At 70.7% G+C, this 12,022-nt stretch carries 8 protein-coding genes; 3 read left to right on the top strand and 5 right to left on the bottom strand.

Annotated elements, in window-relative coordinates; genetic code table 11:
- Positions 1-335: 335 nt before the first annotated feature.
- Positions 336-3,248, bottom strand: a complete 2,913-nt coding sequence (gene secA / locus Dsi01nite_RS07930; RefSeq protein ID WP_203845368.1) for a preprotein translocase subunit SecA — start codon at positions 3,246-3,248, stop codon at positions 336-338.
- A gap of 171 nt (positions 3,249-3,419) precedes the next feature.
- Here secA and Dsi01nite_RS07925 point away from each other — a divergent pair, with 171 nt between their 5' ends.
- From Dsi01nite_RS07925 to Dsi01nite_RS07915, 3 genes are read left to right on the top strand one after another with little or no spacing between them, the layout of a single operon-like run.
- Positions 3,420-4,568: a GNAT family N-acetyltransferase gene (locus Dsi01nite_RS07925; protein WP_203845367.1), complete on the top strand. Its 1,149-nt coding sequence runs from the start codon at positions 3,420-3,422 to the stop codon at positions 4,566-4,568.
- The gene (locus Dsi01nite_RS07920) at positions 4,565-5,614 is read left to right on the top strand and encodes a GNAT family N-acetyltransferase (RefSeq protein ID WP_203845366.1); all 1,050 of its coding nucleotides are present in this window, start codon (positions 4,565-4,567) and stop codon (positions 5,612-5,614) included. The genes Dsi01nite_RS07925 and Dsi01nite_RS07920 overlap by 4 nt, the downstream gene beginning before the upstream one ends.
- Positions 5,615-5,654: 40 nt before the next feature.
- The gene (locus tag Dsi01nite_RS07915) at positions 5,655-6,752 is read left to right on the top strand and encodes a glycerophosphodiester phosphodiesterase (RefSeq protein WP_203845365.1); all 1,098 of its coding nucleotides are present in this window, start codon (positions 5,655-5,657) and stop codon (positions 6,750-6,752) included.
- Between the two features lie 56 nt (positions 6,753-6,808).
- On the opposite strand, the gene hpf is transcribed toward Dsi01nite_RS07915, so the two are convergent.
- From hpf to mtrB, 4 genes are all read right to left on the bottom strand, one after another.
- Complete coding sequence (gene hpf / locus Dsi01nite_RS07910; protein WP_203845364.1) at positions 6,809-7,426, bottom strand: ribosome hibernation-promoting factor, HPF/YfiA family; 618 nt, start codon at positions 7,424-7,426, stop codon at positions 6,809-6,811.
- 345 nt (positions 7,427-7,771) lie between these two features.
- Positions 7,772-8,440: a ComF family protein gene (locus tag Dsi01nite_RS07905; protein ID WP_239135758.1), complete on the bottom strand. Its 669-nt coding sequence runs from the start codon at positions 8,438-8,440 to the stop codon at positions 7,772-7,774.
- An 8-nt stretch (positions 8,441-8,448) separates the two neighbouring features.
- Positions 8,449-10,332, bottom strand: coding sequence for an LpqB family beta-propeller domain-containing protein (locus Dsi01nite_RS07900; RefSeq protein WP_203845363.1), 1,884 nt, complete (start codon positions 10,330-10,332; stop codon positions 8,449-8,451).
- Positions 10,329-12,005: an MtrAB system histidine kinase MtrB gene (mtrB, locus tag Dsi01nite_RS07895; protein ID WP_373318739.1), complete on the bottom strand. Its 1,677-nt coding sequence runs from the start codon at positions 12,003-12,005 to the stop codon at positions 10,329-10,331. Before mtrB ends, Dsi01nite_RS07900 begins: the two co-directional genes overlap by 4 nt.
- Between the last annotated feature and the right edge of the window lie 17 nt (positions 12,006-12,022).

The raw sequence follows: 12,022 nt of genomic DNA, 5'->3' as shown, positions 1-12,022 counted from the left end.
CTGATCAGGCCAGCACGGTGCACGGGTCGACGCCGGCCGCGCGGATGGACAGGTCAAGAGAACGACACACGTCACCGCGGTCAGATCGAAGTGGAGTCACACCCACACGACCGACATCGAACCTGACGGATCTCGAACCCCGGGCCCGATCACCACCCCCATAGAAGCGTCACGGTGGGCGCAGTGCCTGCCGCGCGTCGAGAGCGCGCACCGGGGTGGGCCTGAAGCTTGGTCGAAAGGTCGCCTGGGGGCGAGCCGGCCGGCAGGGCGGGGAAAGCCGGACGCCCAGCCGCTCGGCGGAGAGCCGAGATGCTGGGCGTCCAGAGTGGAACGGGTCACGCGCCGCCGGGGGCGCCGTGGCAGCGCTTGTACTTCTTGCCGGAGCCGCACGGGCACGGGGCGTTGCGGGACGGGCCGTTGCTCGCGACCGCCTGGCCCGGGGAGGGCTTGCGGGCGGCCGACGGGGCAGCCGGGCCCGAGCGGCGGACGCCGGTGCCCGGGGACGGCGGGGTGGCACGCGTGCCGGTGCCGGTGCCGGTGCCGAGGCCGAGGGCCGGGGCCTCGTCCTGCTGCTCGATGACGACACCGGCCTCGCCGTCGATCGTCGGAGCGGAGTACTGCAGAGCGCGGGGCATCCGGTTGCCGCCGAGGCCCTTGGCGCGGATCTCGACGTGCGGCTCGGGCAGCGGGACGCTGGCGCCGGTCTCGGCGGCGGAGGCGACGTCCAGCTGCGGCGCGGGGGCCTCCTCGACCTGGACCTCCAGGTTGAAGAGGAAGCCGACGGCCTCTTCCTTGATGCCTTCCTGCATCTGCTGGAACATGTCGAAGCCTTCGCGCTGATACTCGACCACCGGGTCGCGTTGCGCGTAGGCCCGCAGCGTGATGCCTTCCTGCAGGTAGTCCATCTCGTAAAGGTGCTCGCGCCACTTGCGGTCGATGACGTTGAGCAGGACCTGGCGCTCCAGCTCGCGGACGGCCTCGGCGCCGAGCTCCTCCTCGCGGCGGTCGTACGCGGCGTGGGCGTCGTCGATGAGCTGGTTCTTGAGGAACTCGGGGTCCAGGGAGCCGCCGGCCTCCTCTTCCAGGTCCTCGATGGTGACGCCGACCGGGTACAGCTGCTTGAGGTTGGTCCACAGCTGCTCGAGGTCCCAGTCCTCGGCGGTCTCGCCGAGGGAGGTGGCGGCCACGACGTAGTCGCCGACGGTGCCGTCGATCATGTTGCGGACCTGCTCGCTGAGGTCCTCGCCGTCCAGGACGCGCTTGCGCTCGGCGTAGATGACCTTGCGCTGCTTGTTGAGGACCTCGTCGTACTTGAGGACGTTCTTGCGGATCTCGGCGTTCTGGGCCTCGATCTGGGTCTGGGCGCTCTTGATCTGGCGGGTGACCATCTTGGACTCGATGGGCACGTCCTCCGGGATGTTGAAGCGGTCCATGACCGCCTCGACCGCGCTGGCCCGGAAGCGGCGCATCAGCTCGTCCTGCAGGGACAGGTAGAACCGGGACTCGCCCGGGTCGCCCTGACGGCCGGAGCGGCCACGCAGCTGGTTGTCGATGCGGCGGGACTCGTGCCGCTCGGTGCCCAGGACGTAGAGGCCACCGGCGTCGGTGACCTCGTCGGACTCGTCCTCGACGAGCTTCTCCCAGCGGGGCAGGGCGTCGGAGAAGGCGGACTCGTACTCGTCCGGGGTCTCCTCCTCGGTCAGGCCGCGCTGGCGCAGCTCGGCGGCGGCGAGGTATTCGGCGTTGCCGCCGAGGAGGATGTCGGTGCCACGACCGGCCATGTTGGTGGCGACGGTGACGGCGCCCTTGCGGCCGGCCTGCGCGATGATCTCGGCCTCTTTGGCGTGGAACTTCGCGTTGAGGACCGCGTGGGCGACGCCGCGCTTGCGCAGCAGCTGCGACAGCAGCTCGGACTTCTCCACCGACACGGTGCCGACGAGGATCGGCTGGCCGAGGGCGTGCCGCTCGACGATGTCGTCGACGACGGCGTTGTACTTCGCCTTCTCCGACTTGTAGATCACGTCGGGGTGGTCGACCCGGACCATGGAGCGGTGGGTCGGGATGCTGATGACGCCGACGTTGTAGACCTTGTTGAACTCGGCGGCCTCGGTCTGGGCGGTGCCCGTCATGCCCGACAGCTTGGAGTACAGGCGGAAGAAGTTCTGCAGGGTGATCGACGCGAGCGTCTGGTTCTCCTGCTTGATCTCGACGCCCTCTTTGGCCTCGATGGCCTGGTGCATGCCCTCGTTGTAGCGGCGGCCGTGCAGGATGCGGCCGGTGAACTCGTCGACGATGAGGACCTCGCCGTCGTTGACGACGTAGTCCTTGTCGCGCTTGTAGAGCTCCTTGGCCTTGATGGCGTTGTTCAGGTAGCCCACGAGCGGGGTGTTCACCGACTCGTACAGGTTGTCGATGCCCAGCTGGTCCTCGACCTTGCTGACACCGCGCTCGTTGACCGAGATGGTGCGCTTGGACTCGTCGACCTCGTAGTCGCCGTCGCCGTCCTTGCCGCGCTTCATGCGGTTGACGACGCGGGAGAACTCCTGATACCACCGCGCGGACTGCTCGGCGGGGCCGGCGATGATCAGCGGGGTGCGGGCCTCGTCGATGAGGATCGAGTCGACCTCGTCGACGATCGCGAAGTTGTGACCCCGCTGCACGAGCTCGTCGCGCGACCACGCCATGTTGTCGCGCAGGTAGTCGAAGCCGAACTCGTTGTTGGTGCCATACGTGATGTCGCAGTCATACGCGGCGCGGTGCGCCGAGGACGGCTGGTTGGGCAGCACCGTGCCGACCGTGAGGCCGAGGAACCGGTGCACGCGGCCCATCCACTCGGCGTCGCGCTGGGCGAGGTAGTCGTTGGTGGTGATGACGTGCACACCCTTGCCCGAGAGCGCATTGAGATAGGCGGGGAGCACGCAGGTGAGCGTCTTGCCCTCACCGGTCTTCATCTCGGCGATGTTGCCGTAGTGCAGGGCGGCGCCGCCCATGACCTGCACGTCGTAGTGGCGCTGTCCGAGCACCCGCGACGCGGCTTCGCGGGCGACCGCGAACGCCTCGGGCAGGATGTCGTCCAGCGTCTGCCCGTCGGCGAGCCGTTCCTTGAACTGGTTCGTCATGTCGGCCAGCTCTTCGTCGGACAGGTCGGCGTACTCCTCCTCCAGCGAGTTGACGGCTTCAGCGACAGCCTTCAACCGCCGCACCTGGCGACCTTCGCCGGCGCGGAGGATCTTCTCGAAAATCGACACGGGTCAGCGCTCCCTCAAACGTCTGCGACCCATCGTAGGCGGCTTCTCCGCCGAACTGCCGCCCCTGCCCGCCTACTCTACGGACACTGATGGCCAAATGGGTATAAATCGCCCGACGGTACCGAAGAATATCCGCCGACAGCAGACACATTTGGGGCAGGATCGGCGGTCATGGAGCCGATCGAACTGACCACCGGCGACGGGCTCGTCCTGCGCGCCTGGCAGGAGGACGACGCCGAAGACGTCTTCCGCGCCTGCCAGGATCCCCTGATCCAGCGCTGGACCATGGTCCCGGTGCCCTACCTGCGCGAGCACGCTGCCGGCTACGTGCGGGAGATGTCGCGGGCCGCGTGGGCCACCCAGACCTCCGCACCGCTGGGGGTGTTCGACGCCCGCACGGGTGAACTGCTCGCCTCCGCCGGCCTGGTCACCCTCGACCTGCCCAACAAGCAGGCCGAACTGGGCACCTGGGTGGCGCCGTGGGCCCGCGGCCGGCGGGTCGCCGAGCGGGCCGGGCGGGCCGTCGCGCACTGGGCGTTCGAGGTGCTCGGCCTCACGAAGCTGATCTGGCGCGCCGAGGTCGGCAACCACGCCTCGAAGCTCAGCGCCGAGCGGATCGGTTTCACGTTCGACGGCGTGGTGCGCGCGCTGCTGAAGGCCAAGGACGGCGGCTTCGTCGACGGCTGGCACGGGGTACTGCTACCCGGCGAGGTCTGCGACACGCCACCGCCGTGGGTCGGGCCCGGCGGTCCCGGCTCGCTGCGCGCCCACACGTTCGGCAATCCCCCGGTCCGCCTGCCCGCCGGACCCGGCACCCTGCGACTGGCCCGCGACGGCGACCTGGACGACCTGGTGGAGACGTTCCGCGACCCGGAGACCGTCCAGTGGACGTCGGTACCGCTGGACTACGGCCCCGAGCAGGCCCTCGACTTCATCCACAACCGGTATCCGAGCGGCTGGCTGCGCGGCACCGGCGTCGGCTTCGTGCTGGCGGACTCCGACGACCGGTTCGCCGGCACCATCGACCTGCGGTTCAACCCGCTCGACCCGGTGACCGCCGAGCTCGGCTTCTCCTCGGCGCCGTGGATCCGGGGCAAGGGTTTCATGACCGAGGCGGCCCGGGCGATCTGCGGTTTCGGCTTCGACCGGCTCGGGCTGGGCCGGATCGTCTGGCGCGCGCACGTGGGCAACATCGGATCGAGGCGGGTGGCGGAGAAGGTGGGGTTCGTGGTCGAAGGGATCCAGCGCGACAGCTGCGAGCAACGCGGCATACGGCTCGACGGCTGGGTCGCCACATTGCTGCGGCAGGACCTCACATGACCATCGCGCTCAGGCACTGGCGGGACGATGACGCCGACGCGGTGGCGGAGGCGTGCGGCGACCCGGTCATCGCCCATTACCTGCCGTTCCTGCCGCAGCCGTACACCAGGGACGACGCCCTGGCCTTCTTCCGGGCCAAGCCCGGGGACCTCGCGGTCGTCGACCCGCAGACCGACCGCGTCCTGGGCGCCATCGGCTCGACCCCGCGCGGCGACGGCACCGTCGAGGTCGGCTACTGGGTCGCGCCGCACGCCCGCCGCCAGGGGGTCGCCTCGGCCGCGCTGGAGCGGTTCAGCACCGTGCTGTTCGATTCCGGGCTGCGGCGGGTGTACCTGGTGACGGCGCTGACCAACGGCGCCAGCCAGCGGGTCGCGGTGGCCGGCGGGTTCCTCCGTGAGGGCATCGCGCGCGCCTCGAGCCGGACCCGGGACGGCGGCTGGCAGGACATGGTCGTGTGGGCCCGGACCGCGGATGATCCACCCGGCCCGAGCGCCAGGGTGCTGCCGGACCTGCCAGGCGGCCGGCTGACCGACGGCGTCGTCACGCTCCAGCCGATCGTCGAGGAGGACGGGCTCAACACGTACCGGATGCGCAGCCTCCCGGACGTCAGCGGCAGGTCGGTCGCCAGCGCGCCGACGGACCCGGCGATCGTCACGCGCCAGTGCGCCGAGTCGGTGTCGAGGTGGCTCGCCGGGCAGCGCGCCGAGATGACCATCCGCGACGCGACCGGCGCCTACCTCGGCGAGATCGCGCTGTTCTACTCGGAGCCGGCCCTGCGCGAGGCGATGATCGGCTACAGCCTCACCCCACCGGCGCGCGGCAAGGGGTACGCGGCCCGCGCCGCCCGACTGGTCACCGGCTGGGGCTTCGAGATCGGCATGGCGAGGATGATCGCCGGCACCGCGACGGACAACATCGCGTCGATGCGGGTCCTCGAGGCGGCCGGCTACCACCGCGAGGGTCTGCAGCTCGCCCGGCTGCCGGGGCCGGACGGCACCCGGATCGACAACGTCCAGTTCGCCAAGCTGCGCCCGGCGGCAACCTAGCCGTCATGCGGCGTTGCCGCGCGCCCGCGACAGTCGGGGCATGCGTCGACGTGCAGTGATCTCCGGCATGGGAGTGGCCGCCGGGGCCGCAGTCCTCCCACAGACCCTCGTCAGCCCGGCAGCGGCCCACACCACCAAGCCTCCGGCGCCCACGAAGGGCACCGCCCGGCCGCTCGTCATCGGGCACCGCGGCGCGAGCGGGCACCGGCCCGAGCACACCCTGGCCTCGTATCGCCTGGCGATCGCCCTGGGCGCGGACTTCATCGAGCCCGACCTCGTCCCGACGAAGGACGGCCAGCTGGTCGCCCGGCACGAGAACGAGATCTCGGGCACCACCGACGTGGCGTCGAAGCCGCAGTTCGCCGCGCGCCGGACCACGAAGACCATCGACGGGGTCAGCGTCACCGGCTGGTTCACCGAGGACTTCACCCTCGCCGAGCTCAAGACGCTGCGCGCGGTCGAGCGGCTGCCCGCCGTCCGGACGCACAACACGATCTACGACGGGCTGTTCCAGATCCCGACCCTGCAGGAGGTCATCGACCTCGCCCGGTCCGCCGGGGTCGGCATCTACCCGGAGACGAAGCACCCCACGTACTTCACGTCCATCGGGCTCGCGCTGGAGCCGCTGCTCGCCCGGATCCTCAAGCGCAACGGGCTGGCCGGCCGCAATGCGCACGTCTTCCTGCAGTCCTTCGAGCCGACCAGCATCAGGAAGCTGCGCGGCCTGGTGGACACCCCGTCGGTGGTGCTGCTCGACGCGGTCGGCTCGCCGTTCGACTTCCGCAGCAGCGGCGACCCGCGCACCTGGGCGGACCTGGCCAAGCCGGCCGGGCTGGACTGGCTCAAGACGTTCACGAACGGGGTGGGCGCGACGAAGAACCTGGTCATCGCCCGCGACGCGGCCGGCAACCTGCTCCAGCCGACCCCGCTGATCGGCGACGCCCACGCGCGCGGCCTGAAGGTGCACGCCTGGACGTTCCGCAACGAGAACCAGTTCCTGCCGCTGAACCTGCGCAAGGGCACCGACCCCAACGCGTGGGGCGACGTGATCGGCGAGGTCAGGACCTTCCTCGCGGCCGGGCTCGACGGCGTCTTCGCCGACTACCCGGACACCGCCGTCCTGGCCCGCGACCTGTAGTCCGTTGAGGGTCGCGCTTCGGCGGGCCGGTTCGCGCCGGCCCGCCGATGCGGCGCTCACATGCCGAGGCTCATGACCCCGTAGTCGTACGCCTTGCGCCGGTAGACGACGCTGGGCCGGCCCGACTCCTTGTCGTTGAACAGGTAGAAGTCGTGGCCGAGCAGCTCCATGTGGAACAGCGCGTCGTCCACGGTCATCGGCTCGCCGGGGTGTTCCTTCTCCCGGACGATGTGCCACGGCTGGTCATCCTGCTCCTCGACCAGCTCGAAGGCGTCCACCTCGGTGAGCGTGGCGACGCCGACCGGTGCCGGCTGGGTGAACGCCAGCGACGCGGTCGCCGCGGCGACGGAGACCGGCGCGTGCCGTCCCCGATGGACGCGCCGCCGATCGGCGGCCCGGCTCAACCTGCTGTCCAGCTTGGCGATCGCGGCGTCCAGTGCGCTGTAGAAGTCGGCGGCACAGGCCTCGGCCCGGATCACCGGCCCCCGGGAGACACACGTGATCTCCACCCGCTGACAGTGATCGGATTGGCGCGGATTGCGCTCGTGAAACAACTCGACGTCGACGCGGATGAGCTTGTGGTCGTATCGCTCGACCTTCTGCAGCTTGTCTGCGACGTGCTGCCGGTAATGGTCGGGCACCTCGACGTTGCGGCCCTTGACGACGATGTCCACTCCTGGCCTCCCCCACGGGTCTATCAAAGAATCGGGTTTGGGTTCGGGATTGTTGTCTGGACTGCTCGGCCGGATCGCGCCTCCCCAGAGGCTTGAGCCCACGCGGCACGCGACCGAAACGGATGGGGCAGGTTCCTCCCTTCCGAAACCGGCGCCTCGCGAACGCCGTAAACGGTCGTCGGTCGGCTCATCGGTCAGCTCGTCTCTCGACGTTAAACCGAGGACAGCCACTAGTCACCCCCGGTTCACAAGAACTCTCCATTCAACTCCTGAAACCCTCCTGCCGGATTACCCCGAGTGGCGCACGAAGTAACGTTCCGCTCAAAGTGGCAGGAAAGGCGTGTTCTACGCAGCACGCTGCGTAGCGGCCAGAACGGCGACACGGTCAACACGGACCCCGGCGGCGGAGAGGCGGGCGGCGGACGCCGCGAGGGTCGATCCGGTGGTGATGATGTCGTCGACGAGGACCACGGCGCCCCGGACCACCGGCCGCCGGTCCCGCACCGCGAACGCGTGCCGGGCCGCCAGGGCCCGGTCGGCGGCGGACAGCTCGGCCGAGTCCTCGCGCTTCGGCACCGCCCGGAGCAGGCCCGAGACGCGCGCGTCGACGCCCCGCCGCCGCAGCACCCCGGCCGCGTCCTGCGCGAGGCGGTCGATGTGGTCGCCGAAGCGCCGCCGGGCCGCGGCCGCCGTGGCGGGCACCGGGACGATGGTCACCGGGCCTCCGGGCACGGCGACGGACACCACCCTGGCCAGGAGGCCGCCGAGGACCGGGGTCAGTTCGTGCCGGTTGCGCTCCTTGTACTGGATGAGCATCCGCCGCAGCGAACCGGCGTACGTAGCGAGGGCGAAGGCCGGCGGGAGTCCCGGCGGTTCGGGCACCGGCCGGGTGCGGCCCGGGTGGACGGCGGCGAGGGCCGCGCGGCAGGGGTCGCACAGCGGTCCGGTCGCCGGCTCGTCGCAGCCCGCGCAGGTGGCGGGCAGCACCAGGTCGAGGAGGTCGGCGAGGAACACGGCACCGCTCAGTCCGCGTAGAACGGTGACAGCGCCCGCTTCGGCTGCTGACCCGCGGAGGTTGTCGGTGACGGGCCGGCGTTCGTCAGGTTGATCTCCTGGGTCTCGCTGGCATACACGACCCGCGCCGTCTGGTTCGCCTCGAACAGGACCAGCACCTGCAGCGATTCGGTCGGGTCGTTGGTCCGCGCCGAGAGCTGGGTGACGGTGTAGCCGCCGGTGACGTTCGGCTTGAGCAGCGGCAGCGGCATCTCGCCGGTGCCGTCGATGCGGGTCGAGATCAGCGAGTAGGTTCCGGCGGTGTAGGAGCCGTTGGCCAGGTTCGCCCGGCCACCGATGGCGAGCGTGGTCTCGGTCATCCACCCGATGGCCTGGTTGTCGCCGAGGGAGTTGGCCACCAGGCGCTGCTCGCCGCCGAGGCTCAGCCTGCCGTTCTCGAACCGCAGCGCCGCGACCATGGCCTTGTTGTCGACGATGAGCGCGATCCGCCGGCCGTCGGGCGCCACCGAGAACGCCGAGACGTTGGTGAGCACCGTCTCGTTGGGCCCGGGCACGACCTCGGCCTTGACCGGGTCGCCGGCCTTCGCCGGTGGCGTGACCGCCCAGAGCCGGGAGCCGTCGGCGACCAGGAACCGCGGCTCCGGACGCCTGATCCAGGCCGGCCGGCTCAGCGCGGCGGCGGCGGGGATCTCGTTCACGACGACGTACTTCGGCTCGGCCTTCGGGTCGGCGACGCTGACCCACAGCTGCTGTTTGTTGTTGGGCGCCTTGCGGACCAGCGCCGCCTTCGTGTGCTCGCGGTCGATCGTGGCCGAGACGACCGCCGTGTTGAGCGGGCCGGGGGCGAACAGTTCGGGCGGGCCGCCGGCGGGCATGTCGACCGGCCGGACCACCTCGTTCTCGATGACGAACTTCTCCTGATCGATGTCGCCGACGGCGGCGTTGTCGTCCTCGAAGCCGTCGGAGACGTTCATGGTGTCCTTGGCGTTCTCGAAGGACAGCTCCACGGGTGGATGGTCCATCAGCGACCAGCGGATCTGCCTCGACAGCTTGCGCAGTTCCTCCGGGCTCTTGCCGGCCGCCTTCGAACTGAGGTTCACCGTGACCCTCTTGTCGGGCCCCACGGTCGGGTCGGCCTTCGTCTCGATGTCGGGCGACACCGTGGTCACGGCCGTGGCCAGCCACAACGAAGGACCCGTCGTGAGCCACCGCATGACCTCGCTGACCCGCTTCGACGCCGGCAGCACCAGTGGCATGTACCGCAGGTCGGGCACCAGTTTCGGCACCTCGACGTCCTTCTCCCAGAAATAGATGGGCTGCGGCTGGTACCACTCCTTGAGCCCCGCCACGCTGAGCAGCATGTAGGGGGGCACCTTGCTGAGCCTCAGCTGGCCGTTGACCAGCTCGCCCTCGAACACCTCCGACCAGGTCTCCTTCTCGACCTGCGCCTCCCCGAGGCGGCCGAAACGGTCGAACTGGCCGACCGCGGTGAACGTGGCCGTGAGGCTGCTCTTGTCGGAGCCCGCCGCGGTCTCGACCTTGTCGTAGGCCACCTGGACCACGATCAGGGGCAGCTGCGGCCGGGGCGGCCACTGCGCGGCGGCCTGCTCGCTCATGAACGTCTTCATGCGCGTCTGGGTCTCGGAGATCGCGTTGGGATCGTCGGTGCTGGTGACGTTGCCGGCGACGGACGTCATGAGATACCGCGACACCAGGTCCGTCAGGCTGCTGGCGCCGTCCGGCCGGGGCGGGTCCTGGGCGCGGTCCTGGGCCGGCTTCGGGTCCACCGCCGGGCCGACGTACTTCGGGTCGGTGCGGTCGGGCAGCCCGCAGCCCGCCAGCAGCAGGACGGTCACGGCCAGGGCCGCGGTGAGACGGCGGAGCCGGGTCACGGCGTCTCCCCGATCAGCGCGGCCTCGTCGGCCCGGGCATCGTCGGGCACCAGGCGCAGCGGCGAGGAGACCAGGCGGTCGCCGGAGCGCACCGGCAGCGTCAGGCGGAACTGGGCGCCCTTGCCGGGCGCGCCCCACGCCTCCAGCCAGCCGCCGTGCAGCCGGGCGTCCTCCAGGCTGATCGACAGGCCGAGGCCGGTGCCGCCGGTCTGCCGGGCCCGGGACGGGTCGGCCCGCCAGAAACGGTTGAACACGAGCTTCTCCTCGCCGGTCTTCAGCCCGACCCCGTGGTCGCGCACCGTCACCGCCATGGCGGCGTCGTCAATGGCGAGGGTCATCACCACCGGCTTGCCCTCGCCGTGCTCGATGGCGTTGCCGAGCAGGTTGCGCAGCACCCGCTCCACGCGCCGCGGGTCCACCTCGGCGATCGCCCCGTCCGGCGGGGTCTCGACGCTCAACGGTACGCCGCAGCGCTCGGCGAGCGACTCGAGCCGCTCGGCGACCCGGTGCACGACCGGCGCGAGGTCGGTGGGCTCGGCGTCCAGGGCCGCGAACCCGGCGTCGAAGCGGCTGATCTCCAGCAGGTCGGTCAGCAGGTCCTCGAACCGGTCCAGCTCCGCCTGCAGCAGCTCGGCGCTGCGGGCGGCGGCCGGGTCGAAGTCGTCGCGGGAGGCGAACAACAGGTCCGCCGCCATCCGCACCGTCGTCAACGGGGTGCGCAGCTCGTGCGAGACGTCTGAGGTGAAGCGGCGCTGCAGGCGCGACATCTCCTCCAGCCGGACGATCTGCCGCTGGAGGTTGGCCGCCATCTGATTGAACGCGGCGGCGAGCCGGGCCAGGTCGTCCTCGCCCTTGACCTGCATGCGCTGGTCGAGCAGGCCGGCGGAGAGGCGCTGCGCGGTGCGGGCCGCGACCCGGACCGGTTTGACCACCAGCCGGGTCATGATCGCCGCGATCAGCGCGAGCAGCGCCACCAGCGCGACGCCGGTCGCCGTCACCACCAGGGCGACGAACTCGACCAGGTCGTTCTCGGCCTTCAAGGGCAGCAGGTAGTACAGCTCCAGCGGCTCGCCGCCGGTGAAGATCGGGGTCCCCACGACCAGGAAACGGGTCGGTCCCGCACCGACGTCGAGGGTCGCGATCTGCTGGTAGGTGCCGGGCCGGTCGCCGGCGACCAGCCCGCGGAGCTCGCGCATCGACGGCTCCTGCATCACGTTGCCCGCGCTGGTGTCCGGCGAGGCGGTCGCGAGCGACGGGCTGTGCCCCAGGAGGACCACCTCGGAGTCGGGCACGTCCATCGAGCTGGCCAGGTCCGTCGCGACGACCCGCATCTTGCCGGGCAGCCCCGGGTCGTCGGCCTGGGTGTAGCCCTCCAGCTGGCGGGCGGCCTGCCCGGCGCCGCGCTGGATGCGCTCCTTGGACGCCTTCTCCTGGGTGTTCAGCACACCCTCGCTGATCAGCGCCGCGACCGTGAAGCCGAAGGCCGACACCAGGATCGCCGAGAGCAGCAGCGTGATGCCCACGACGCGGAACTGCAGCGACCGGCGCCACTGCCGGCGGGCGGCGGCGTAGAAGCGCCGCAACCGCCGGCTGGCCGTCTGCGGGATCAGCCGCTTCGGCCGGAAGCGGCTGAAGCGGCGGACCTGCACGATGATCGGGTCGATGCGCACCACGGGAGGAACCTGTTCGG

The organism is Dactylosporangium siamense, assembly GCF_016862795.1.
In the GTDB taxonomy this organism is placed as follows: Bacteria; Actinomycetota; Actinomycetes; order Mycobacteriales; family Micromonosporaceae; genus Dactylosporangium; species Dactylosporangium siamense.
Note: the sequence above shows the minus strand (reverse complement) of the source record. Positions and strands in the feature narration are given on the sequence as shown.